The organism is Deltaproteobacteria bacterium, assembly GCA_016178705.1.
GTDB lineage: Bacteria > Desulfobacterota > Binatia > HRBIN30 > JACQVA1 > JACOST01.
Map to the genome: position 1 here is coordinate 68,258 of JACOST010000019.1, position 25,021 is coordinate 93,278.

General features: G+C 63.9%; 17 protein-coding genes and 2 pseudogenes. 8 read left to right on the plus strand and 11 right to left on the minus strand.

Features of this window, described 5'->3' with window-relative positions:
• Nucleotides 1-11 precede the first annotated feature (11 nt).
• The 7 genes from HYR72_14195 to HYR72_14225 form a co-directional block, all read right to left on the minus strand.
• Nucleotides 12-3,143 carry a HEAT repeat domain-containing protein gene (locus tag HYR72_14195; GenBank protein ID MBI1816126.1) on the minus strand — a complete coding sequence of 1,044 codons (3,132 nt, stop codon included), beginning with the start codon at nucleotides 3,141-3,143 and terminating at the stop codon, nucleotides 12-14.
• 46 nt (nucleotides 3,144-3,189) lie between these two features.
• A complete protein-coding gene (locus HYR72_14200; GenBank protein MBI1816127.1) occupies nucleotides 3,190-6,180 on the minus strand; it encodes a glycosyltransferase family 39 protein in 2,991 nt (996 codons plus the stop codon).
• Entirely contained in the window at nucleotides 6,173-7,336 is a 1,164-nt protein-coding gene (locus tag HYR72_14205) for a glycosyltransferase family 4 protein (protein ID MBI1816128.1), read from the minus strand. Before HYR72_14205 ends, HYR72_14200 begins: the two co-directional genes overlap by 8 nt.
• Before the next feature lie 212 nt (nucleotides 7,337-7,548).
• A complete protein-coding gene (locus HYR72_14210) occupies nucleotides 7,549-8,277 on the minus strand; it encodes a polyprenol monophosphomannose synthase (GenBank protein ID MBI1816129.1) in 729 nt (242 codons plus the stop codon).
• Between the two features lie 55 nt (nucleotides 8,278-8,332).
• Nucleotides 8,333-10,255 (minus strand): sulfatase, encoded by a 1,923-nt coding sequence (locus tag HYR72_14215; protein MBI1816130.1) that lies wholly within the window; start codon nucleotides 10,253-10,255, stop codon nucleotides 8,333-8,335.
• A gap of 227 nt (nucleotides 10,256-10,482) precedes the next feature.
• Nucleotides 10,483-11,013, minus strand: coding sequence for a hypothetical protein (locus tag HYR72_14220; protein MBI1816131.1), 531 nt, complete (start codon nucleotides 11,011-11,013; stop codon nucleotides 10,483-10,485).
• A gap of 9 nt (nucleotides 11,014-11,022) precedes the next feature.
• Nucleotides 11,023-11,241: a glycosyltransferase gene (locus tag HYR72_14225; GenBank protein MBI1816132.1), complete on the minus strand. Its 219-nt coding sequence runs from the start codon at nucleotides 11,239-11,241 to the stop codon at nucleotides 11,023-11,025.
• A 325-nt stretch (nucleotides 11,242-11,566) separates the two neighbouring features.
• Between HYR72_14225 and HYR72_14230 the strand changes: the two are divergent.
• From HYR72_14230 to HYR72_14250, 5 genes and pseudogenes are all read left to right on the plus strand, one after another.
• A pseudogene (locus HYR72_14230) lies at nucleotides 11,567-14,311 on the plus strand (hypothetical protein).
• Between the two features lie 6 nt (nucleotides 14,312-14,317).
• Nucleotides 14,318-14,410: pseudogene (locus tag HYR72_14235) on the plus strand (DUF4215 domain-containing protein).
• 708 nt (nucleotides 14,411-15,118) lie between these two features.
• Complete coding sequence (locus HYR72_14240; protein MBI1816133.1) at nucleotides 15,119-15,400, plus strand: hypothetical protein; 282 nt, start codon at nucleotides 15,119-15,121, stop codon at nucleotides 15,398-15,400.
• A 27-nt stretch (nucleotides 15,401-15,427) separates the two neighbouring features.
• Nucleotides 15,428-15,832 (plus strand): thioredoxin domain-containing protein, encoded by a 405-nt coding sequence (locus HYR72_14245; GenBank protein ID MBI1816134.1) that lies wholly within the window; start codon nucleotides 15,428-15,430, stop codon nucleotides 15,830-15,832.
• A 135-nt stretch (nucleotides 15,833-15,967) separates the two neighbouring features.
• Nucleotides 15,968-17,875 carry a hypothetical protein gene (locus HYR72_14250; protein MBI1816135.1) on the plus strand — a complete coding sequence of 636 codons (1,908 nt, stop codon included), beginning with the start codon at nucleotides 15,968-15,970 and terminating at the stop codon, nucleotides 17,873-17,875.
• A 57-nt stretch (nucleotides 17,876-17,932) separates the two neighbouring features.
• Here HYR72_14250 and HYR72_14255 read toward each other — a convergent pair whose 3' ends face one another.
• Together HYR72_14255 and argJ are read right to left on the minus strand one after the other, a co-directional pair.
• Nucleotides 17,933-18,952 (minus strand): hypothetical protein, encoded by a 1,020-nt coding sequence (locus HYR72_14255; protein MBI1816136.1) that lies wholly within the window; start codon nucleotides 18,950-18,952, stop codon nucleotides 17,933-17,935.
• A 37-nt stretch (nucleotides 18,953-18,989) separates the two neighbouring features.
• Entirely contained in the window at nucleotides 18,990-20,207 is a 1,218-nt protein-coding gene (gene argJ, locus HYR72_14260) for a bifunctional glutamate N-acetyltransferase/amino-acid acetyltransferase ArgJ (protein MBI1816137.1), read from the minus strand.
• A gap of 114 nt (nucleotides 20,208-20,321) precedes the next feature.
• On the opposite strand from argJ, the gene HYR72_14265 reads away from it, so the two are divergent.
• On the plus strand, nucleotides 20,322-21,164 hold the full coding sequence (locus HYR72_14265) for a hypothetical protein (GenBank protein ID MBI1816138.1): 843 nt from the start codon (nucleotides 20,322-20,324) through the stop codon (nucleotides 21,162-21,164).
• A gap of 4 nt (nucleotides 21,165-21,168) precedes the next feature.
• Here HYR72_14265 and HYR72_14270 read toward each other — a convergent pair whose 3' ends face one another.
• Both HYR72_14270 and HYR72_14275 read right to left on the minus strand, forming a co-directional pair.
• Entirely contained in the window at nucleotides 21,169-22,272 is a 1,104-nt protein-coding gene (locus HYR72_14270; protein ID MBI1816139.1) for an SGNH/GDSL hydrolase family protein, read from the minus strand.
• Nucleotides 22,273-22,392: 120 nt separating this feature from the next.
• On the minus strand, nucleotides 22,393-23,133 hold the full coding sequence (locus HYR72_14275) for a hypothetical protein (protein ID MBI1816140.1): 741 nt from the start codon (nucleotides 23,131-23,133) through the stop codon (nucleotides 22,393-22,395).
• Nucleotides 23,134-23,271: 138 nt separating this feature from the next.
• Between HYR72_14275 and HYR72_14280 the strand changes: the two genes are divergently transcribed.
• The gene (locus HYR72_14280; GenBank protein MBI1816141.1) at nucleotides 23,272-24,075 is read left to right on the plus strand and encodes a dienelactone hydrolase family protein; all 804 of its coding nucleotides are present in this window, start codon (nucleotides 23,272-23,274) and stop codon (nucleotides 24,073-24,075) included.
• Between the two features lie 34 nt (nucleotides 24,076-24,109).
• On the plus strand, nucleotides 24,110-24,982 hold the full coding sequence (locus HYR72_14285; protein ID MBI1816142.1) for an alpha/beta hydrolase: 873 nt from the start codon (nucleotides 24,110-24,112) through the stop codon (nucleotides 24,980-24,982).
• Nucleotides 24,983-25,021: the final 39 nt, after the last annotated feature.

The following is a 25,021-nucleotide window of genomic DNA, read 5'->3' on the forward strand; positions in this document are numbered from 1 at the left end:
CGTCTCCCGTCCTACTCCCCGCCCTTCTTGATCGCGGCGATGGCGCGCACGGCGTAGCCGGCGACGCGATCGTTACCGTCGTGGGCGAGCGAGGTCAGCGCGGGGACGCTCTGCTCGGCGCGCAAACGGCCGAGTCCCCACGCGGCCGCGATACGCACTTCCGATGTGCGATCGGTCAGGCCCGCTTGCAACGCTTCGAGTAGTTTCGGATCGGTGATTCCGGCCGCCATCCAATATGCCACCGCGCGAGTATCGTCGTCGGTGACTCGCATGAGATCGAGGACAGCAGTGCGGCCCCGTTGGGGCGCCTGGGCGTACAAGTTCATCGTCAACACGGCGGGCACCAACGAGTCGCGTGACAGCAACGCCGTGATCGCCGGCAAAGCCTGCGCGCCGACGCCCAACTCGAACAGACTGTGGGCCGCGTCGGATCGCAAAAACGGCGACTCGTTGTCGTCGCCCAGCACCCGCAGGAGAAACGGGACGACCGTGCGATTGCCGAGGCGGCCAGCCATGCGGATTCCGAACGCCCGCAGCGCCGGCAACTCCCACGGGTTGTCCATCCAGTTGATTAGCTGCGCAACGTCGAGCATTCTGCCGATCTCGGCAAACTCCTCGCGATCGGACGGGGCGTACCAGTAGTCCTCCACCCAGGCGCGCGAGACGATGGTGAACAGATTGCCGACGAGCTGACCCAGTGTGCCGAAGTCGGGCGCCGATTTGTAGGCGCGGAGCAACGGTGCGATCGCGCGCACATCTCCCGTCTCGGAGATTGCGCGCGTGAACAACTCACGTACGTCCGGGTCAAGCGCCGCGCCCTCCAGTGTCGTCGCCAGGGCGGCGGCGCCGGCGGCGCTGCGACTCTTGCGGATCAACTTCACCACCAGCGCTTGGGTCGCGGGATCGAGCGCAGCAACCGCGTCCGCAAGCGGCCCGATGTCAGAAGACGGCAGGCCGGCCAGCGCGGCGTCCAAACGCGCCGCCGCCGCGGAGCCGTCGTAGGCCAACTCGGCGCGCCACAGCGGTACGGTCTCGGTGAGCTGGCGCTCGTGGCTGATGTCGGCGTTGGCGATGCGCGGCGTGATGTCGTTCGGGCCGAGGATGTCGAACATACCGATACGCCGAGCCAGGCGGTAGCGATCGGTGACGTAGCGGCGAAGATTGAAGTAGTACACCGGCGCCGACATGAAGAAGAGTTCGTGCGCATGCAGGGTGACGATGAAGCGCGGCGGCCGCTCACGCAGCGCGTCGATCACCTCAGCTTCAACGTCTCGCCCCGGCCAGCCGGGATAAAAGTAGCCGTGGCGGGTTGGGTTCTGGCGGTCGGCCAAGAAACTGACGAGGTCGATCGCGGGGAAGGTGAACACGTGGTCTTGTGGCCGCGCATTCTCGCGCAGGTACTGCGCAGTGGCCCCGAGTTCCTGCATCTGCTCGCCCGCCGCGGGCTCGATCACCAGCGGCGCGCGCGGGCTATCGAGACGCACCAGTGCGGTAGCATCGTGCGTCCACCAGGCCCGCGCCAGGTACTCGATGCGCATCAGTGCCGGCGCCAGAAGGATGCCCGCAGCGATGTACACCGGTGCGAACACAGCCGCCGCCGTGATCGCACGGCCACGCGGCGTGCGCGCGCCGGTCTGCCACAGGCGCACCAGCGCGTGCAGCAACCACGCACCGAGAATCAGGATGCCCGGGCTCGCGGGCACCAAGTGCATGAAGTCGGTGCGGGGATAGAGTTGCATGTGCATCAACACGCCCGACACCACCAGAATGAACAACGTACCGGAAAAGCGCGAAACCCGCGCCGGCGCTGCGCCCGCCAGCGACCCGTTCGCGCCACTCCGGCGCGTCCGCACGATGAAGGCGACGATCGCCACCCAGCCGGTCAACAAGACCCAACTGAAAGCCAGGTTGCGGACGCGCATCACCAGCGAGGGTTGAAACCCTTCGATCATCGGCGGCGGATGCCGCAAGAGCGAGGCGCTCACCACCGCGCCCGCCAATACGCCAACGATCACCACGAGACGAAGCGGGAGCCAGCCGCGGCGTACGCAGCGGCCGATCAGGTACAGCGCCGCCAAGCCGAGCGCGGCGGCCCAGTCCCACGTGCTGTACCAGGGATACGGCATGAAGTAGAAGCGATCGAAGTTGGTGCCGATGAACAGCACCGCGCGCAAAAACGGCCAGGTGCTGAGATGGTTCCAGAAGTACGCCACCCACGGAGTGATCACGGCGCCGAAGCCGAGGCCGAGCACGATCAGATCGCGCCACAGCGCGAGTGGCTTCACCGGACGCGCCACCGCGCGCGCCGCCGGCACCAGCATCTTGTAGGCAGCAACGATCAGCAGCGGCAGCGCGAAGATCCGCACTTCGCGCCACCCGCCACCCGCGCCCTTGAGGAACAATTGCGTGAGCCCGATCAATAGCACCAGCGGAATCAGCCAGCGCAGCAGGCGCTCGCTACCGATCAACAACCAGCGCAACCCGCGAGCGGGCGTCGCGGGCGCGCTCGGGGCTTGCAGGCGCGTGAGCACCAGCAACAGAAAGCTCAAGTTCAGCAGCCCGCTGTTGGGCTTGAAGGTGAACACGACACCGGCGCAGACGCCGGCAACCAGCCAGTGCCAGGCGTGGTTGCGCTCCCACCAGCGCACCGCGGCAATCACGCTCAATAGCCAGAAGAGCGTTACGTACCAGATCGGGTACGGGATATTGAAAGCGGCGAACTGCCCGTCGTAGTACGGGATCAAGGCGATGTAAGCGAGGCCGGCAATGGCGGCCGCCAGCCGCGACGCCCCGAGACGCCGCCCCAACCAATACATGCAGAAGACGCTCAGCCCGTTGATCACCGCCAGACACAAACGAATCGCCACGACGTTCACGCCGAAGAGCCAGAACACCGCCGCGTTCCAGTAGAAAATCCCCGGCGTGTAGCCGGCGTGAAAGTCGTCGTAGAGAATCTGACCGAGGTACGTGCGGTAGATTTGATACAGCAGCGTCCCCTCGTCGTCGACGTTCAAGCCGTACCACGCCAATGAGATGAAGTAGGCCGCCGGCAGCAGCAACATGAGTGCGGTCGGCCAATGCCGTTTGGGCGCGCGGCGGGCGGCGATCGGCGCCACCGCGTTGCTTTTGCTCTCTGAAATCATTGGCACATCTTGAGGGCGCATCACGGGGGCGCATCATGGGGGCGCATCATGGGCGGCCCTGCTCCAACCATGTCAGCGCGTCGCGCGCAAACTCGCGAACCTGTTCGCTCGGATCGTCGGCTGCAACTCGCGCCAGGTCAGCCCGCGCGCCGGTGACGCCGAGATATCCCAAACTCCACGCGCAGGCGCAGCGAACCCGGGGCGCGGCGTCGCTCAGTCCAGGGCGCAACACGACTTCGTACGCAGCGTCACCGAGCGCCGCGGCAATGAACGCAATCGTCTCGCGTTGCTTGTCGTTACCAGTACGAAACGTCTCCGCCAACCGCACGCGCGCTGCGTCGGGGTGAGCGCGGCTCCAGGCCAACACCACGCTGGGTAGGAACATCTCGTCGTGGGTCAAGCCGCGCAGCAACGGCTCAACCACTCCGTCGCGTACACCCAGGCGCACCAGCGCGTCGCCGGCCACCAGCTGCAAGCCGAGTTCGTCCTCGGCAATCAAGCGCCGCAAGTCATCTGCCGCCGCCGACTCGCCACGCACACCAGCGATCCAGGCACCGACCAGGCGCAGCCGATCGTTGTCGCTGGCGATCCAAGCCAGCGCAGCCGTGCCGGCATGTGGATCGTCGCGCACCGCGGTAGCCCCTAAATCGTTCGGTACGAACAGGTATGCACCGATCACTGCGCGCAGCGTGATATTGAACAACGCGGTGTCGAGCTCATCACGCGGGCGACCGTCGAGTCGTTCGCGGGCGACAATCAGCGGCGGCAGGGCGGTGGCATCAGCCAATTCGCCGATCGTCCGAATCGCCAGCAAGGCGACGCGTCCCGCCAGCGTCCCATCACGCAGCGCTTCGGCGAGCTGCCGGCCGGTGTCAGCGTCGCGCGTCGCGCGCGCGGCCACCAGCGCGCGACCTTGCAGCGCCCCATCGTTCACCTCATGCCAGCATGGGGTGAGCGCGGTTCCGCTATCGGGCATCTCGGCCTCGGCCCACGCGACAGCCGCCGCGCAATCCATTTCCTGGATCGCGTTGCCGTGCATCGTCTCGGCAGGCAGGGCATCGCCGCGCATGGCCTCCGTCACCGTGGCCATATCGCTCTCGCCGTCCATCCCTCTCCGGCGGAGGAGATCAAAGCGTCCGAAGCGAGCGATCGGTTGATAGTGCTGTTGCACGTAGGTCCGCAGGAGAAAGTAGTACAGCGGTGCGTGGCCGATGAAGAGCTGCACATCGCCGAAAGCGATCAGGGGCGTGCGCCGCGCCTGCACCGCGTTGATGATCTGCGCCTCGACGATGTGATCGGGCCAACCAGGATGAAAGTGCCCGTAGCGGGCTGGCGTGTGCCGGCCGGAGAGAAAGTTGATGAAGTGCAAATTGGGGAAGCCCAGCAGCGTATCCTCGGGCCTTGTCGCGTGTTGGATGAACTCCACGGTCTGCTGCAGTGTCCGCAGGCGTTCGCGCCGTCCACGCTCCAACACGATGGGGGCGCGCGCCAGGTCCAACTGAGCGAGCGCGGAAGGATTCGACGTTTGCAGTCGCCACGCCACGACCACGTTCGGCGCCGCCAGCGCCACGATCATCGTATAGACCGGCAGCGCTGCAGCCATCGCCCAACGCGTCGACCCCAACCACAGCCGTGCGAGACGCCAGTAGCACCAACTGCCGAGCATCAGCGTGAGTGGTGCGGTGAGTACCCAGTGGAAGTAGTCGCTGCGTGGGTAGATGCTGAGATACAAGAGGGGCGCGCCGATCGCGAGCGCGACCAGCCCAAGTCGCCCGCGCCGATCTACCGTCGGATCAGTCGTATTCGTGATCGTGCCCGCGGCGACGACGACGCCGGCCCAGTGAACCAACAGCGCGACACCGAAACTCACGTGTTGCCAGCGCTGCATGAACGCCAGCCATGGTCCTTCCGGCATCGGCGCAATGGCGAGGACGGTCGCCACCGCCGCCAAAGCGATCACCAGCGCCGCGGCACTGATGCGCGCCGGCGCGATCCGCGATCGGCGAATCGCCCAGCCACCTACCAGCGCGGCGCCGGCGGCACCCAGCATCGCAGCATCACCGAAGTCGAGCGCGCGGATCGGGATGTAGAAGAAGAGTTCGTGGCCGCTGCCGATGAAGAGCACTTGGCGCATGAATGCCGCGGTGCCCAACTGGGCAAGATAGTACAGCATCCACGGCAGCGTGACGGCGAGGAACCCGCCGAGCAACGCCAGCGCCGCGGCGGGAAACGCCGCCGAGTCGAGCGCCTGCGGGATTTTTCGCCGCGCCGTCATCGCCCGTACCACAACCAGCGCAAAGACCGGCCACAGCAGAAGGCGCGCGTCGCGATTCACGAGTCGGAAGCCAAACACGGCGGCGATCGCGGCGGTGACTCCAACCAGCAGAGTCCACCACAACAGCCGCTGCCAGCGTGAACCATTCGCTGCACTGAGCCACACCAGCGTCAGCCCCAGCGCCGCGAGATTGAAGGCGCCCGTGTTGGGTTTGAACGCGCAGCCGATTCCTGCCAGCACCCCGGCCCACAGCGCCCAGCGCGCGGCACCACTGCGCACACAGCGCATCAACGCCAGCGTACTGGCCACCCAAGTGAGCACCACATACCAAGCTGGGTACGGAATATTGAAGGTCGCGAACTCGCCGGGGAACACCGGCAGCAGGGCCGCGAACGCGAGCGGCGCGAGGGCGGCGAACAGCGGCGGCATCAGCGTGCGCGCCAGACGATAGAGGCCGAACAGCGTCAGCGTGTTCACCACCACCAATCCCCAGCGCAGCACCAAGATGTTGGCTCCGAACAGCTGCAGCAGGAGCGCGTTGAAGTAAAAGAATCCGGGCGTGTATCCGCTGCCGAAGTCGAGGTACGGCCTATGGCCGGAGAATGTCCGGTAGATCAGATAGACGACATCACCGTCTTCGCCGAGATTGTAGCCGTACGGCACGAAGCTCGCGAAATAGACTGCACCCAGGCCGGCCACGAGCCACGCCCGCCAATCCAGCCACTCTCGCCAACCGTGCGGTTCGGCGGCCGCGTTACCCACCAGACGCCACCGCCGAGTCGTTCTCGAACCACGTCATACGCTCGCCTTGCGGTTCTCCGCCGGCAATCTCCTCGATGCACTGCGCGGTCGCGTCGGCAACCCCGTCCCACGAGAACCGCTCCGCCCAGCGTCGCGCCGCGCGCCCGAGCTGACGTCGACGCGTGTGATCGCGAAGCACGTCGACGGTGACACGCGCGAGCGCCGCGACATCCCCGTGCGGAATCAAGATGCCCGTGTGTCCGTCGACCACGGCGTCGCGCAGCCCGGGGACGTTGCCGGCCACCGTCGGTATGCCGCACGCGCCGGCTTCCACCACCGTGAGACCCCACCCTTCCTTCTCGGAGGCGTTCAGGACCAGATGCGCCGTGTGCATCGCGCTGATCTTCTCTCCCTCGCTCACGAAGCCGGTGCAGGTGACGGACGCGTTCAACCCAAGCTGCTGCACGTCGCCGCGGACGGCAGCCAGACCGGTGCCGCCGCCGACGATGATGAGCTGCACGTCAGGAATCTGCGCGCGCACTTGCGCGAACGCACGCAGGATCAGGTCGATGCGTTTGTAGGGCTCGACCCGGCCCAGGCAAAGCAATGTGGGCGGTCCGTCCGGTTCGCGTGCCGGCGGATGGAAGCGCGCGCAGTCGACGCCGTTGGGCACGATGCGGATGCGTTCGCGCCGGATGCCGCGCGCGATGAGGTCCAATTTCGTGCTGGGTGACACCGCGATGAACTCGCGATCGCGATAGACGTAGGGAATCAACCATTCGGAAGCGACCACGACCGCCGCGACCGCCCACGGTACCTGCCGAAACGCCGTCGTCCCGAACAAGTGATGGGTGATCGGCAGGACCGGTGCACGAGCATAGACGGGCGAGCAGAAGGGCAGCTTGCAGAGATGCTCGATGATCACCGTGTCCGGCGTGAGCAGGCGCCGCACCTGCGTCGGCAAGCGCAAGTAGTAAGTAAAGCGGTTGCCCATGCGCACGATGCGGATAGCGTCGATCACTTCCTCTGCGGGTGCACCGGCGACACGCGTGCACAGTAACGTGGCTCGATACCCCTTCGCCACCAGACGGCGCGTCACCTCGAACAGATTGACTTCCGCACCGCCCGCGTTCGGATGCCGAATGTCGCGTTCGTTCAAGATCAGGAGATGACGCATGCCAGGGGTCGGAGTAGGGGGCTGGGGTTAGGGGTAAGGATGGTCAGGGGTGAGGGGTCGGAGCCACTTACGCTTTGCCGTTCACCACTAACACTCTACCCCTTACCGTTCACCCCTTACCGTCTTCCATACCGTTCACCACTAACGTTTAGCGTCTCACGTCTTCCGTTTCACGTCTTCCGTTTCCCGTCTCACGTCCAACGTCTCCCGTCTCACAGCCGCCCCAAGCGATCCGCGATGCGCAACCACCACACAATCCACAGCGCTTCGAGGGCGATGCGCTTATTCATTTTGGAGTCGCCGGTCGTGCGGTCCATGAAGATGATGGGCACTTCTTTGATGCGGTAGCCCTGGCGCCACGCCCGATAGGTCATCTCGATCTGGAAGGCATACCCGTTAGAGCGGACACGGTCGAGCGGAATGCGTTCGAGCACCTCACGTCGCCAGCACTTGAAGCCGCCGGTGACGTCGCGGTTAGGCAAGCCGGTGACGAATCGCGAATACCAGTTGCCGTAGTAGCTCAGCAACAACCGCTCGATTGGCCAATTCACGACGGTGATGCCGTTGAGGTAGCGCGAGCCGAGGACGATGTCGTAGTCGCGGATGTGGCGCAGAAACTCGCTCAGCATTTCGACCGGGTGCGAGAAGTCGGCATCCATTTGGACGACATAGTCCGCACCGTTTTGCAGCGCTTGTTTGAAGCCGGCTTTGTAAGCGGGTCCGATGCCCTGCGGCTCGGGGCGGCTGAGGACCGTGACGCGATTGTTGGTGGCACCGATCTCGCGCACGATGTCGGCGGTGCCATCGGGCGAGTTGTCGTCGACCACGAGCACGGAGATGCCGGGGTCCTGCAGCAACACAGCAGGAATCAGGCTTCCGATGTTCTCCCGCTCCCGATAAGTCGGGATCACGACGGTGGTCTGTGGCGACGATGCACTCATACTCATTCAGCGGCGAACGGAGGTTTGTAAGCTGGGTAACCGAAGGTTTGCAAGCTCAGTCCGCTCCGTAACCTAGTGCTCGAAGCCGCTCGCGGGTTGACTCGTCGGGCTCTGCTTTCTCAGCCGCAGCCGGCGGCTCGATGTACCAGACGAACACAGTTGGATCTAAGGCCGTCGGAGAGCACTCTGGTGCCTCGGTTGGTGGGATCGTCGAGCCCGGTAAGTCAAGCACGACCATCGAGCCGCCGGCGGCGACGCTGTCGCGACCGACTCGGATCTGTGGCGTGTCTCCGCTCGGAAGCGTATTGGCATGCAGCGTCGGCCGAACGGCTTGAAACACTATTTCGTCTTGATCGCGACGAGTGACATCGATCAACTTGCCAAAGGACTCCCGCTGTAGCGTCACGGGGCCAACCACGGCTTCAAGGTGAGCCTGATGAGCGCCGTCAGGTCCGTCGATACGGTCGTCAGATTCAATTCCGACCGGCTCAACTTTGCCATCGACCGCATCGATGTCCAACTTCACGCGCTGCGATGTAGCGCCACCGCACACTCTGATGTGCCATCCTGTTTGCGCCCTGGAGAAGCGTGCTTCTAGCAAGCGCAGCAGTTCAGCTTGTTGCACAGGTTGTGTGATAGCCCGCTGTTCGCCGGGGTCAGTGCCTAGGTCGAAGAGCAGTGTTGCCTGCTCCGGCCGCACTTTACGGATTAGCTTATAGCCGGCAGCGAGAACCCCATACGTGAACGTCCCATCAAGCTGAGTAAACGCTGTCATCAGCGGTCGAGCCGCGCCGCGACCATCGACTAGGTTCAACAGACTGTGGCCCTCGATCCCGGGTGGAGGTGGCCACGCAAACGTCTCGGCCAGTGTCGGCAGAACATCCACGAGCGAAACGAAGCCATTGATGCGCCGCCCCGCACTGCGTTGCTTGGGAAGCTTGATGATGAGCGGGACGTGGAGGAGCTCTTCATAGACGGTCTTGCCGTGAAACGTACCGCCGTGTTCCTTAAACTCTTCGCCGTGGTCGCCCACAACCACAATCGCCGCATCATCATAGAGACCGCGGTGCCGCAGCTCTTCTAGAAACCGGCCAACCGCCGAATCAGCGTGCCGAATCTCACCGTCGTATCGACGAATCGAGGCGCGTATCACTGCATCTGAATCCGTCGGTGCGGGGTTTCGGCCAGGGCTGTTTGGCGAATAGTCGGGAAAGAGTTGTCGCGCCGATTCCACCGGTGGGTCGTATGGGCTGTGCGGATCGTTTACGTGCAGATAGAGGAACAGCGGAAGTTGCGCTTCATCGATTGCGCGTTCTGCAAGAGCGAAGACTTTCCGCGCATCGGAATTGCCCCCCCAGTGCTCGGAGTCCGAATCGACGAATCTGCCAAAACCAGACGCCAAGCCCCACAGCGGTAAAATGTTTGGGTTCGTGCTGATTGCGACGGTCTGAAATCCCTCTCTTCGTGCGACCGCTGCCCAGGTAGTAATTTCTGGAGACAGCTTGTCCACGCGATCGACCACCCGATGCTGATCGGGGTCGAGGCTCGTCAACAACGATGTGACGGCGGGTCTGGTCCATGGCGCGGGAGTATGAGCATCAACAAACGTGATCCCGTCGTGACCCAATTCTTCCAGCGCCGGAGTAGTGGCGAGGTGGTATCCCAGCAGCGACGTATGATCGGCTCGCAGCGTGTCGATCAGCACGACGATTGCAAGGTCAGGCTTGGCTTGGCGCGGCTCCGGCTCAATTGCAGGATCAGCGAGCAGAACGTGTCCCTGCGGCTCCCCACGCGCGGAGAAGGTAAGTCGCTGGCCCGCGAGGATGCCGCGCCCAACCGCAACCGTCTGCCACCTGAGGTTCGTCGCGACAGCCACGGTCGCGAGATGCACGGCAGGCGTTGCCAGGTTGCTTGAGACACTGACTTCTAGCTCCAGCGTATTCTCTCTTGAAACTGATTGTTCCGCCGCGAATGCCAAACGCAGTCGCCCGGAGATCTTTGCCTCGTATGAAACCTGCGCTCCCGGTGCCAAGCGGATCGCAGGCCGCGTATCGCCTGCAACCGTAGCTGGTACGACCGCAGTGACTGACGAGCTCGTTGGCGGCGAATCGAGGAGGCACTGGCGCGCGGCGGGCTCTTCCCAATGACACCCGCTGACCGCAAACAGTACGCACGCCCCAAAAAAACGCGGGACAGTCACGACATTCACGGCAGGTGGTAGGCGACGTTGGCCCCATAGAGACACACACCGGGGCTGGTCAGCACCAGTTGCAGGACATACGTGCCGCCATGGCCAGGGATCGTGGGCGGAGCGAAGCTGGCCGTTGTGAGGCTCTCCACCTCATCCTCACCGTCTCCGGTGCCGATCGACAGCGGCGTCATGCCCAGCACCTCGAATGAATCGAGCGCTCGGCGCGCCAGCGACATCATGCCGAAGCCCTCGCGGTTACGGTCCTTGATGCGAGCGGTGATACGCTCGACGACGGCGGTCCCGTCGATCGGCAAGGTCGCCACAAAGTACGCCGCACCCTTGGTCACGCAGAGCCGTCCGAGCCCACCCTGCTCGACGACGTAGCTCACCCCGCTGTTCGCCGGCAGAAACTGGATGGGCGCGAGCTGGAGTTCCTTGGCTAACACTGTCGGCGTGGCGTCCTCCGCACGCACAACTGACCCACCGAATGCTGCAACCCACCCGCTGGCGAACCCCACGATCCACACACTTCGCAGTCGCGTCACGTTACACCACTAGCGCGCCACCCGCGGATTGGCGGCTGCGAGTTCGCGCACGATGTCGGCAGTCCCGTCAGGCGAGTTGTCGTCAACAACGAGCACGGAGATGCCGGCATCTTGCTGCAACACGGCCGGCAACACGGCCGGCAACACGGCCGGGATGATGCGGCCGATGTTCTCACGCTCCCGGAAGGTCGGGATCACCACGACGGTATGTTTCGACGACTCGCTCACGCACGCACACCTCTCGGATCAGAAGCACCGGCCCCGCTGCCCCTGACATAGCTCCGCCATGACCGCAACGCCCGCTGCTGGCAATCTGCTGCTTGTAAACTGCATGGGTCAACTTTTGCAAGCCAATTTGGCGGAGGTCTGAGCGCGATGGGCCGAGTACCGAGAGACACCCAGCAAGCCGCAAAGCCCACATTCTGACCACTTGGCGCGAAATTACATTGTCATACCCCGGAAGCCCGTGTTACCAAGGATAACTGTGCGCGAAGCCGATGCCGCGAAGCCCAAGGCGGTGAAGCCAATGTCGCAAAGCCGAGAGGGGGTTTGGATGGAGTTCCGATCGTTGCAACGAGTAGGTGCCCGATTGTTGTGTGCTACCAGCCTGCTGTTCGCTAGCGCTGGTGTCGCCGGCGCCGCGTCTTTTGTCGAGTTCGAGACCGGGCAGGTCCGTCCCCTCGCCTTTTCACCCGACCACACCAAACTCTACGCCATCAACACGCCCGACAACCGAGTCGAGATCTACGACGTCGGCGGGCCGAACTACCTGACGCACACCGGCTCGGTGCAGGTCGGCATGGAGCCGGCCGCAGTGGCGGCACGCAACGCCACCGAGCTGTGGGTGGTGAATCATCTGTCCGACAGCGTCTCGATTGTTGATCTCAGCGCCAATCCCCCGCGAGTGACGCGGACGCTGCTGGTCGGCGACGAACCGCGTGACATTGTGTTCGCCGGCCCCGGGGGCAATCGCGCCTTCATCACCACGGCGCATCGCGGACAAAACAATCCCAACGACCCGCAGCTCACCACCCCGGGCACCGGACGCGCCGATGTCTGGGTGTTCGACGCTACCAACCTCGGCGCTGCGCTCGGCGGGACGCCGATGACGATCATCACGCTGTTCGCCGACACGCCGCGCGCGCTGGCGGTCAGCGCCGACGGTAACACGGTCTATGCGGCGGCTTTTCATTCCGGCAATCAGACCACCACCGTCGCGGAAGCGTTTGTGTGCAACGGTGGCGCGGGCGCCGTCCCGTGTACGGTTGGCGGCCTCTCGATGCCCGGCGGATTGCCGGCCCCTAACGTCAACGTCGAGAACCGACCGCAGCCGGAAGTCGGCTTAGTCGTGAAGTTCAATCCCAACACCAGCGCGTGGGAAGACGAACTCGGGCGCAACTGGAACAACGCGGTGCGATTCAGCCTGCCCGACAAAGACGTGTTCCTCCTCGATGCCACCGCCAATCCGCCCGTCCCGGTGGCCGGCAACGCCGGCTTCTACGCCGGCGTCGGCACGGTGCTGTTCAACATGGCGGTGAACCCGGTGAACGGGAAGGTTTACGTCTCCAACACCGAAGCCTTGAATGAGAACCGCTTCGAGGGCCCCGGCATTCTGGCTGGCCACACCGTGCGCGGCCACTTGCACGAGAGCCGCATCAGCGTGCTCGCCGGCGGCAGCGCGCAGGCGCGCCACTTGAACAAGCACATCAACTACGCCGTGGTCCCCGGTCCCGCGACCGAGAACGCCAAGAGCCTGGCCTTCCCGCTCGGCATGGCGGTGTCGTCCAACGGCGTCGACCTGTGGGTCGCCGCGTACGGTTCGAGTAAGATCGGTCACTTCACCACTGCCCAGATCGAGGCCGACACGTTCGTACCCGACACCGCAAACCAATACGCGGTCAGCGGTGGCGGCCCGAGCGGCTTGCTGCTCGATGAGAGCAACAACTGTCTCTACGTGTCGACGCGTTTCGACAACTCGATTTCGGTGGTGTGCCCGAACGCGGCGCCTCCCACCGAAAAGGCGCATTTGCCCTTGCACAACCCGGAGCCGGCCAGCGTCGTCAATGGCCGGCGCTTCCTCTTCGACGCGTCGTTCACCTCCAGCCATGGCGACTCCGCCTGCGCCAGCTGTCACGTGTTCGGCGATTTCGACAGTCTCGCGTGGGACCTCGGAAATCCCGACGATAACTTGCTCAACAACCCCGGCCCGTTCATCATTTCATTCCCCGACAATCCGCCGTCGCTCTATCGCAACTTCCATCCGATGAAAGGACCGATGACGACGCAGAGCTTGCGCGGCATGGCCGGCCACGGCCCGATGCACTGGCGCGGCGATCGCACAGGCGGCAACGACGCGCCGAGCGTGCAACCCAACAGCGGCGCGTTCGACGAGGACGCGGCGTTCAAGAAGTTCAACGTCGCCTTCGCCGGACTGCTGGGCCGCAGCGGCCCGCTCACCTCGCCCGAGATTCAGGCGTTCACCGACTACATCCTGCAAGTTACTTACCCGCCCAATCCCGTGCGGGCGCTCAACAACGGGCTCACGCCAGATCAACAGGCCGGGCGCAATTTCTATTTCGGACCGATCTCCGACACGATCCAGCCTTGCAACGGTTGTCACGTACTGAATCCGAGCCTCGGCTTCTTCGGCGGCGACGGCCGCTCAACATTCGAAGGTGAGACCCAGCACTTCAAGGTGCCGCACCTGCGCAACCTTTATCAAAAGGTCGGCATGTTCGGCTTCCTGTCAGGCCCTGGCGGTGGTCCCGCGTTCCAAGGCGATCAAGTGCGCGGCTTTGGCTTTCTGCATGATGGCGCCATCGACACGCTCTTCCGTTTTCACAGCGGCGCGGTCTTCCAATTCCCCGGTGGTGATCCGCAACGGCGGCAAGTCGAGCAATTCATGTTTGCGTTCGACAGCAATCTCGCCCCGATCGTCGGCCAACAGATCACCCTCACCAATAGCAACGGTGGCGTCGCCGGGCCGCGCATTGATTTGCTGATCGCGCGCGCTGCAGCGAACGAGTGCGATCTGACCGTCAAGGGCACCGTGTCAGGCGAGTCGCGCGGCTGGTACCGCACGGCAGCCGGCACGTTCCGCAGCGATCGCGTCGCCGAGCCACTGCTGAGCGACGCCGCGCTGCGCACGCGCGCCAGCACCGCCGGCCAGGAGCTCACCTACACCTGCGTACCACCAGGCTCCGGCCTTCGTGTCGGCGTCGACCGCGACGAAGACGGGTTCTTCGATCGTGACGAGCTCGACTTCGGTTCCGATCCCGCCGACGCCGCCAGTCAGCCACTCGGCTGCGGCAATGGCTATCTCAATGCCGGCGAACAATGCGACGACGGCAACAACATCAGTGGCGACGGCTGCAGCGCCGCGTGTCGCTATGAGCTGATCCCCGGCAACGTCTTTGGTTCGACCGTCTCGGACAATCGCGCCTGCGTGCTCGAATGGGCAGTGGTCAATCCGACCAACACGCCATGGGCGGATCGCCGCGGGCGCCGCAACTACATCCAGAGCTGCACCAACAACAACGCCAGTTGTGACTTCGACCTCGACGGCAGCAATCGCACCTGCGAGTTCCACGTGGTGGCGTGCCTGAACAACGTCGACCCGCAATTGCCGGGCTGCATTCAACAAGGTGTGGCCGATCCGGTGCGGGTGCTTCTGCCCAACGCGACGCGTGATCCCGCCAACAACACGAACCTGGTGCAGGCGCTGCAAGACCTGCGCGATCCGGTCACCGGCGCGACCGGAGTCATCTTGCCGATCGACACGCCGCAGACCGGCCAATGCACGGCGCCGTTCTCGATCCGTGTCCCGGTGCGCGGCACCATCGCGCACCCGGTTGCCGGTCGTGGGTACCTGCGCACCCTCGAGCGCTCGTACCAAAATTCGCCTCGAACATTGATCGACGTCGACGGGTTGACGCTGATCTGCAACCCGTGAGCAAGCGACGATGGACCGGCCACAGGGTCGGTCCATCGTCCGCTTCATTGCGAGCGGTCCCGCCGACTTGTCACGAACGGCCGGGGCAGGTAAAGGAGCCTCCTGTTAGGTTCCTGTCCGAGAGGAGGACGTAAGAGTATGGATGCCCGAACTATGCGTCGCATAAAGCGCACGATGCCGCTTGCACTTCTCGCACTAGTGGCTGCTTGTGGCCCCAGTGCTGACGATGTTTCCGAACTGCGTAGCCAGCAGAAACAGATCCTCGCCAAGCTCAACGACCTCGAAAAGAAGATTGACGCGCGTCCGGCCGCACCGCAGGGCGCGCGCCCGCAGGTCGACCCCAACAAGGTTGTCGATGTTCCGATCGCCAAATCGCCGGTGAGAGGCGCTAAAGATGGCCGGGTGATCATCGCCGAGTTCTCTGACTTCCAATGACCCTTCTGCTCGCAGTCCGCCGGTCTGGTGGACCAAATCCTCAAGGAGTACCCGAAGGACGCGCAGTTCGTGTACAAGCAGTACCCGCTGCCGATGCACCCGTTTGCGATGGACGCGGCGAAGGCGTCACTGGCCGCGAGTAGGCAAGGCAAGTTCTGGGAGATGCACGATCAACTGTTCGCCAACAACAAGGCTCTGCAAGCCGACAAGCTGAAGGAGTACGCCCAGAAGATCGGCCTCGATGCCGCCAAGTTCGAAGCCGACATGAAGTCCCCGGAGATTCAGCAGCAGGTCCAAGACGAAATTAAGCTCGGCAACGACGTCGGGGTCACCGGCACACCGACCATCTTCGTAAACGGCAAGCGCCTGATGAACCGGTCGCCGGAAGGCTTCCGTGCGATGATCGATGAGATCATAAAGAAGCCGAGCTAACCTCCGGAGTCCGTGCCGCGCCGCTCAGACGCGCCACCGACCATTCGCGCGCCAGAGCTTGCCCTTCCGGCCAACTTCGCTTGGCGGACCTGCAACATTCGTGTAGGTTGGCTCAACCTGGAAGATGGGGGTTCTATGCGAGCGTACCTCGTGCGAGTGGGATTGAAGACTTCGGCAAATGTCCTGATCGTGGCATTGTGCGCGGGGTTGGCGGCCTGTGGTGATGGCGGTGATGGAAATGGTGGCGGCGCCGCCGTCGATACGGCCACTCCAGTAGCCACGGCCACCGCGACGCGGGTGCCACCCACCGCAACCAACGTCCCAACCGCAACCGCTATACCGGCCACCGCAACCAACGTTCCTACGCTTACGACCGTGCCGACCAACACCGCAACACCGGTGCCGAATACCCCGACCGCCACCGCAACCACCGTGGTATCGGGACAGTGCGCCGATGCACCGAAGGCGTACGCCAGCACCTTCGCCGGAATTCAGGATGTGATCTTCGAACGTCGCGGCTGCACCGAGTCGGCCTGCCACGGCGCGGCACAGCAAGGCGGATTGGACCTCCGATCTGATGTAGCCTACGACAACTTGATAGAGGTAGGTTCCAGCGAGAGCAGCCTCGATCGCATACGCCCCGGCGACAAGGACCGCAGCTATCTCTTCCTCAAGCTCGCGGCCGCCACCAAACCGAGCATCTTGCCTCCGGGCACGCAGATCTCCGGTGCACCGATGCCGAACGGCCTCCCGGCGCTCAGCGAGGACGAACTCGAAATCGTTCGCCTATGGATCCTCAACGGCGCACCCAAGACCGGCACCGTGGAAGGCACAGCGGCCCTGCTGGGCGCTTGCCTCCCGCCACCCGAACCGATCGTTATCAAACCCCTCGATCCGCCGGCGACCGGCGAAGGCATTCAACTCGAGATGCCGCCATGGAAGTTGGAGGCGCATAGCGAGCACGAGATCTGCTTCGCCACGTACTACGACATCAGTCAGCAAGTGCCGCCCGAGTTTCTCGATCCTGCTACAGGCACCGCGTTCCTGTTCGACAGCAGCGAGCTGCGCCAAGACGCGCAGAGCCATCACTTGATTCTCAACCGCTACGTGGGCTCGATTGACGATATCAACGATCCCTCGCTGGGAGACTGGACGTGCAGCGGCGGCGCGCACGACAGCGACGCTTGCGATCCGACGGATGTTCACGCCTGTGGCACCGACGGCTTCTGCCGCAGCCAGATCCGCCAGTCGTTCGCCTGCATTGGCTTCGGCCCGTCAGTAGGCGGGCAGTCCTTCTACGCCATCGGCGGTTCGCAAACGGCGCAGTCGTACACCCACTACATCCCCGGGGTGTACGCACAGATTCCCACCAAAGGCGTCCTGTACTGGAACTCGCACGCCTTCAATTTGACCGACCAAGACACGATGATGCACGCGCGGCTGAACTACTACTTCGCCAAGGATCCGCGCCATTCAGTGCGACCCATCTTCGACACGAGAATGATTTTCGCCGCCAACGCGCCGCCGTACACGACCCAGACGATCTGTAACGACTTCGTGCTGCCGCAGGGCGCCCGGCTGTTCAACTTGTCGTCGCACACCCATCGCCACGGCAAGCACTTTACGATCGCTCTGTCCGACGGCACCCAACTCTACGAGAGTTTCGTCTACAACGATCCGGTCGATACTACGTTCAACCCGCCGTTGATGTTCGACTCGCCCGATCCCGTGCAGCGCACGCTGCACTTCTGCTCGCTCTACAACAACGGCATGAACAGCGACGGTTCACCCGACCCCGACTTCGTCACGCGCCGATCGCACGTGCCCGACAGCGCCCGCAATACCTTCGGCCTGTGCACGCCCGTGGCCTGCACCAAGGGTAAGGTCGGAGCCGCATGTCATGGCACCAAGGATCACCACACCTGCGACACCGCGGAAGGCGCCAACGACGGTTTCTGCGACGCATGCCCGATCACTGGCGGTGAGAGCACCGAGAACGAAATGTTCATCTTGATCGGTTCGTACTACCTCGACGAAGAGTAATCCTCGGTAAGCCCACGGGGGGCCCAGCGCGCAGCGATGTCGCGACGCGCTGGGCCCTCACCCCCCACAGTTGAACTCAGTCAGCACCAAATCGTGATCGGATACCCGCGCCCCGTTCCACTGCGCGGGAATCACCTGCGGTGAACCGACAGGCTCCAGTCCGCGCGCGAACAGCCAATCGAGTTTCAACCAGTAGGTCGGGTCGAGTATCCCCATCGGTACACTCGTCGGCACGGCCGGAGCGTTGACTTCGTCGACGAGAAACCCCGCCGCGCGCACGTCCCGGAACAATGGCTCGTACGGCTCCGGGCAGCGCAAGCGCTGCGGCTCCGCGCGCAGATATTCCGGCACGGCGAAGATCTGCGCGGTTTCACCCGCATCGATGGTCGAGGTATTGAGGTCCCCGCCGATGATGGCGCGCGGGCGGTTGCGAAGCGCGTCGAGCAGGGCGCGCATCTGATCGCGTCGGCCGTCTGGTGTGGTGCGATTTTCCAGGTGCGTACAGGCCAGAGTCAGCGGGCCGCGCGCGGTGTCGATCTCGGCGAGCAGCGCGGCACGTCCACCGATCCGCGCTTGCGCGCCTTCCGCCCAACTGCAGCGCACCGGGAGTCGCAGCACGCGGGCATTGTGCAGCGGCCAGCGACTGAGGATGGCATTGCCGTGCAAGCTCCACGTGTTCTCGTCCGGCACGTCCAACTCCGCCGCCTCGCCTTTGGTTAGTTCGAGAAACTCGATCGCGAACGCGTACCCGAGCCCGAGCCGCGCGGCGAGTTCGCGGGCGACGTGCCGATTGCCCGAGCGCGCCATGCCCCAGTCGACTTCATTGAGCAGCAGGATGTCGGCATCGCGCAACGCCGGATGCGTCGTCAGCAACGAGTAGATGCCTTCGAAGCGGTTGCCGCGCTCGGCGTTGAAGACGACGATCTTCAACACTTGCGGCGGAGCCGAGGGCGGCGGCGGCACCGCGTCGATCGCATCGAGCCATGCCAACTCCTGCCGCAACTCCGTCGAACGCGTCCCCACCTGCGCCCGCAGCGTCGCGATCTCAGCGGCGGAGAGCTGGGGGATCACGGTCATGTTCGTCAGTCACTGGGGCGCACGCTGGCAACTGCGTTCACGTCCGGTAGTCTGAATTGAAGCGCACGTAATCCACGCTGAGATCCGACGCCATGCGGTGAGCGACGGCGCGGCCCGCGTGCAGGTCGATGGTCAAACTGAACTCAGGCCGCGCAACGACCTTCGAGGCGCGCGCTTCGACCGAACCGACGACTTCGACGCCGCGCCGGACGACCTGCACATCATCGAGGAACACGTCGAGCTTCGCCGGTTCGAACACCGCGCCACTGTAGCCGGCAGCGCACACGATGCGGCCCGTGTACGGATCGCCGCCGAAGAACGCCGCCTTGCACAGCGGCGAGCGCGCGATCGCATCCGCGACACGCTCGGCATCCGCAACGGTCCGCGCGCGCCGGACGGTGATGTCGATCAGTTTCGTCGCGCCCTCCCCGTCTTTCACCACCATGCGCGCCAGCGTGCGCATGATCCGCCCGACCGCACCCGCGAACGCGGCGAAGTCGCGCGCCGTCGATTTCAGCTCTCGATTGCCGGCGACGCCATTGGCGAGCAGCAGCACCGTATCGTTGGTGCTGGTATCGCCATCGACGACGGCCGCGTTGAACGATTGCGGCAGACTCAGGTCGAGTACTTTTCGAAGCGCAGTGCGCGACACGCGCGCATCGGTGAGAATGTAGCTCAACAAGGTTGCGTGCGGCACCATGCGGGGCGCGATCATGCCCGCACCCTTCGCCATCCCGGCGATCGTCACGTCGCGCCCATCGAGCATGAGTCCCTCGACGGCAAACTTCGGAAACGCGTCGGTGGTCATGATGCCTTCGAGCGCGCGATGGAAACCGTCGGCACTGAGATCGCGGCAGGCAGCGGTCACTCCTTTGCGGACGGCCTCCCGCGGCAACTGCACGCCGATGCGACCGGTCGACGACGGGATGACCAGGTTCCGACTGATCCCCAATTGTTGTGCGGCCAGCGCGCACAGCTCGCGGGCGAGTCGCAAGCCATCGCGGCCAGTGTACGCATTGGCGTTGCCGCTATTCACCAGCACCGCCTGCACCCTGCCACCGCGGATGCGTTCCTTGCCGAGCAGCACCGGTGCCGCTTGCACGCGATTGGTCGTGAACGCCGCCACCGCGGTGGCCGGCTCATCCGACACAATCAACCCGATGTCGCGCTTGCCGCTGGCCTTCAACCCACACGCCGCCGCGCCGAAGCGGTAGCCCGGCACGCGAATGGGAACCTGCTTCACGTCGATCTTCATCGAGCGCGTTCGTATCCGAGCGAGACGGTATCGGCAAGTGTGGTGATGGCGGCGGAACTTGGATACGGTGGCGCGCCGGAGAGCACGAGGTATGCCGGAGACTCCGGAAAGATCATGACGGTACGCGCGATCGCCTATCCGCGGATTTGGCGCGTCGCCGCTGCGGTGTTGATCACGATCAGCGGCGCGAGTGTCCCTGTCATGCTCGGCGCGGTGTTGACTCGGACGCGCCCGATCACACCGCAGATGCTCATCCAGGCATTCTCGGTTCTCGCCATCGCGCCGGCCGTCGCGGGCTGGCTCATCGAACGCGCGTTCGCGGCGCGGCTGGAAATCAAAGACGGAGCGCTGGTGATCGACCGCGGTGAGGCGCGCGTCGAGATACCGTGCGGCGCCATCGCTCGCATCACGCCGTGGGTGATTCCACTGCCGGGTAGCGGGCTGTCTCTCGGTTTACGATCGGGCCGAAGGGTTCGCTACGGATTGCATCTCGCGGATCCGAGCGTCGTGTTGGAAATGCTCACGCGGGCGGGTGGGCCGCAAAGCGCGTTGACCTTGCTCCAGCATCCCAGCGTGGTTTATGCGCGCGCCAAGCATCGCGCGCGCTGGCGCTGGTATCATCTCGTTTTCAAGTTCGTCGTCTTCGCACTGGTCCCGACGCTGCCGCTGTTCCGCGTGCAACAGCTCATCGTCTGGGGCGATCCGTTTGGGCAGTACTATCTACGCGGGCTCCAGCCATACGCGCAGGAGTTTGGTCTGTACTGGGCGCAAGTAGCGATCGCTCTCGTTCTCTACGCAGGCGTGTGGCGGGGGTTGGCGGAAGCGGCGGCATTGCTGGCGGCCTGGGCCGCACCCTCGCGTGCGGCGAGGGTGCGACAGGTCGCGGAGGTCGGCTGTAGCGTGCTGTACTACGCGGGCGTTCCAGCCCTCCTCATCCGGCATTTTCTGCCGTGGTGAAGCGTCACGGGGTGGCCGGGTTGTACGTCGACAGTCCCCAGCCCATGCGCTCGTGACCGAACTGATTCCAGACCGGGTTCTTGCCGTTGACGAACTGACTCGGCGTGAAGTCCGGCGGCGCGGAACCCGAACCGTTGCCAAACAGGCTGAGCCCGACGATGCCGCCATCGTACGTCGGATGTGTGTCGTCCGACTGGATGTAGTCGTAGCTCGTGCTGGCGGTGGCGAAATGGGTATTCGCGTCGCGCAGCGTAGATTTCAGCGTCACCGTGATGCGGGTTACGTACGCGCTCTCGGTCTCGCCTTGGACGTACTTGAGCGCATCGGAGTCGACCTGGCCGTCGCCATTCGAGTCATAGTCGGCGCCCATGAAGTTCGCGAAGGTGTCGGCGCACTTGAACCCATAGGTGTTGGCGTAGTTGCACGCGCGCCAGTTGCTCTTGGCGAGATAGGGCAGGAACTTGTCGCGCAGGTTGACCTTCTGCCCGGTGCCGGAATCGGTGCACGAGCTGAGCTTATTGTCGGCGTTGTAGCCCGGGTAGTAGATGTTGGCGATCACCTTGAGCTTGGTGCCGGAATAGGCGTTGGCATTGATGAAGGACATCGCGTTCTGTTGATAGGTGCTACAGTTCGTGAGCGCCGTGCTGAGCACGCCGTAGTTGCATGTGCCGGTCTGCCCGGCGAAGCTGCTGCGCGCCTGCAGAAAGTCATTGCCGCACATTTCGAAGGTGACGATGCGGGTGTTGGTCGACTGCATGTACGACTTCTCCCCGACGATCTTGTTGTTGTAGATGTCGTCGGCCTTGGCGCCCGACTTACAGCGCCGGACGACCTCCACATCGGTCCCCCAGTAATTCGAGGCATAGTCGCCTTGGACGTTGGGCGCAGACCAGACCGCAACGTCGAAGAGACCGCCCTCATAGCCCGCGTAAATCGAGTCGCCGTACGCGACAACCCGATACTTCGTTGATGTCCCCGACCGGTCGATCGTCCACGAAACATTCTGCGTGATGGTGCTCGCCACGGCGCTGGAACTCGCGGCGATGACGGCCGCAAACGCGAGCGCATACGACACCACCCCATGACACCGACTCCCTCTTCGATCCATGCGTCCCCCCCTTTCAACGTGCGCTCTTCAGCACACCGGATAGTGTATTCGCTGTGCCGCGTAGCACGCAGAAGAAATCCACGTCAAGAAAAAAAACGGGCCGACGGGCGAAACCAGTGGCTAGTGCTGAGGGTGAGCGCGCTGCGGTCGGTCGGACAATGCATCCGGAGTGGCTCCGGCTTCCGGGACATCCAGAATTCGGGCTGGCATTCCAGGTGGTGCCATCTCGGCCGGTACGACACGATCTTCGGGCAACGGAATCGGCTCGCCGCGTTCGTCGACGGGGTTGTAGTCCGGATGGAACATGAGGATCGCCGGCAGTTGATAGCCATCATCGGTTGTCTGGTAGTGCCGAACATATCCAGGCGGGAGTTCGAAGTCCTCGGGCACGACAAGTCCCTGCTTGATCGGCTTGGTGCCGGGTGGGGGAAACAGGGCGATGCCTGCCGGTTCTTGCGGGGTTGTCTTGGGATCGGGTTCAGACCCTGCTGCCCGAGGTTCCGATGGTGCACCCGTTGGCGGCGCGGCAGCGGCAGTCGGTTCCTTGCGCTCGCTGCGCGCTGAAGGATCGTTCGTGTGATCCGCGGCGATCCGAGCCGGCGTGGGCGCCGCGGCGACCTTCATCGGCACCGCGGTGCTGCGAAGTACGGGCGGCTTGCCGTTCGGACCGGCGGCGCGAGCATCAGTCGGCGGGTTGAGCGCTTGTCCCAGCCAAGGGCCGACGACCACAAACACCGCCAAGCCGGCAATCACGATCGCCAACGCGAGCAGCCATATGCTCTTGCGTACGCCCGAGAACTCGATCGTCCGCACGCCATCGTCGTCGATCTGCGGTGGGATGCGAGGATTGCGGTCCGCCATCGGTGTCAGCCCGATTGGGTATCTATCGAAACGGGCCGAGCATGCAAGTCTGCGGTATGAGCGGCGCATCACCCCCGGTTTGCGTGATGGCGTAGGTAGTGGAACTTGGATACGGTGGCGCGCGGAGGATACGAAGGTATGCCCGAGACCACACTCGCACACTCGGATTCGCTGGAAGACTTCGAACGACGGCAGGTCATGCTGCAAGGGAAGACTAAGCTTGTCTTCGTTGCAGGAACGGGTCCCGCGGTCATCGTGATGACCGAGATGCCCGGCATCTCACCGCAGGTTGCGCGCTTCGCGCGCTGGGTCCGCGACGCCGGCTTCACCGTGTGGATGCCGAATCTGTTCGGGGTGCCGGGACGGTCGCTGTCGATGGGCTATGCCCTCACCTCGATCATCAAAGGGTGCGTCAGCGCCGAGTTCCGCGCCTTTGCCGCCAACGCGTCGAGCCCGGTCACGCAGTGGTTGCGGGCACTGGCAGCGCACGCTCATCCTCTGTGCGGCGGCAAGGGGGTTGGGGCGATCGGGATGTGTTTCACCGGCAACTTCGCCTTGTCGATGATGCTCGAACCGGCGATGCTGGCGCCGGTGCTGTCGCAACCGTCGTTGCCGATGGCGAAAGCGGGTGGCATGCACATCGCGCCGGACGAATTGCAAGCGGTCAAGGCGCGCCTCGACCGCGAGGATCTCACCGTGCTCGCCTATCGCTTCGAGGGCGACAGCTTCTGCCGCGCCGCGCGCTTCGCCGCCTATCAGCAAGCGTTGGGCGACCGCTTCCAGGCGCGGGTTCTCCCCGACAGCTGCGCCAACCCGGATGCCCCGATGAAAAACCCACACAGCGTGGTGACGCTGCATCTGATCGATGAGCAAAATCAGCCGACGCGCAAGGCCGTCGATGAGATCCTCGGGTTCTTCAAGATGCGGTTGATGGGAGAGTGAACCAACCTTCAGCAGTGAAAGCAGGAGAGCTGCGGTGAAGCCATCGCAAGTCGCAGACGAATTCCGCAACAAACACTTCATCGACGTGGGTCACGCCAGGGTATGCTACCGCAAGGTCGGCGACGGCCCTGTCCTCCTCCTCTTGCACGGATTTCCTCTCTCCGGACTGACCTGGCGAAGAATAGTCCCGGAACTCTCGCAGCGGTTCACTTGCTACACGTTCGATTTGATTGGGCTCGGAGACTCGACCTCATCCGACGCCGCAGATTTGTCTTCCCCGGGGCAGGCCGCCGTGTTCCAAGGAGTGCTGCGCGAGCAAGGCGTCTCGTCGTACGCCTTGATGGGCAATGACACGGGCGGCTGGATCGCCCGTGAGTTGGCACTGCTCGAACCCGAGCGGGTCACGCACCTGCTTCTGACCAACACGGAGATTCCCGGTCACCGACCGCCGTGGATTCCGCTCTACCAACGTCTCGTGCGGCTACCCGGCACTGCCTTCGTGATGCGGCGCATGCTGGCGTCGCGAGGTATTCGCCGTTCCGCCATGGGATTCGGCGGCTGTTTCGACAATCTTGATTTGATCGACGGAGAATTCACCGAGCTGTTCCTCGCGCCGATTCTCGATTCTCCCGATCGTCTCGCCTCGATGTTTCAATTTTTGATGCAGATGAAGTTCGAGCGACTCGATCGTTTCCGCGAGCTGCACGGCAAGCTATCGATGCCGGTTGCATTCGTGTGGGGAGCGGCCGATCCGACCTTCTTCGAGGACATCGCTCGCGCGATGGTATCGCAGTTCCCCAATGTCACCTGGTTTCGATCGATCCCGAATGCGAAACTTTTCCTGCACGAGGAACAGCCCGAAGCGGTGGCGAAGGCGGCCATCGAGTTTCTGACAGGAGCTGCATAGCTAGGATCTCGGAACGCGCGCGCGTACCGGGATCGCGTG

Coding starts and splice junctions, on each gene's coding strand:
- argJ (MBI1816137.1), bottom strand. CDS start 20,207: ATGAAGATCGACGTGAAGCAGGTTCCCATTCGCGTGCCGGGCTACCGC.
- HYR72_14275 (MBI1816140.1), bottom strand. CDS start 23,133: ATGGCGGACCGCAATCCTCGCATCCCACCGCAGATCGACGACGATGGC.
- HYR72_14195 (MBI1816126.1), bottom strand. CDS start 3,143: ATGATTTCAGAGAGCAAAAGCAACGCGGTGGCGCCGATCGCCGCCCGC.
- HYR72_14210 (MBI1816129.1), bottom strand. CDS start 8,277: ATGAGTGCATCGTCGCCACAGACCACCGTCGTGATCCCGACTTATCGG.
- HYR72_14255 (MBI1816136.1), bottom strand. CDS start 18,952: ATGACCGTGATCCCCCAGCTCTCCGCCGCTGAGATCGCGACGCTGCGG.
- HYR72_14270 (MBI1816139.1), bottom strand. CDS start 22,272: ATGGATCGAAGAGGGAGTCGGTGTCATGGGGTGGTGTCGTATGCGCTC.
- HYR72_14250 (MBI1816135.1), top strand. CDS start 15,968: ATGCGAGCGTACCTCGTGCGAGTGGGATTGAAGACTTCGGCAAATGTC.
- HYR72_14280 (MBI1816141.1), top strand. CDS start 23,272: ATGCCCGAGACCACACTCGCACACTCGGATTCGCTGGAAGACTTCGAA.
- HYR72_14205 (MBI1816128.1), bottom strand. CDS start 7,336: ATGCGTCATCTCCTGATCTTGAACGAACGCGACATTCGGCATCCGAAC.
- HYR72_14240 (MBI1816133.1), top strand. CDS start 15,119: ATGCGTCGCATAAAGCGCACGATGCCGCTTGCACTTCTCGCACTAGTG.
- HYR72_14265 (MBI1816138.1), top strand. CDS start 20,322: ATGACGGTACGCGCGATCGCCTATCCGCGGATTTGGCGCGTCGCCGCT.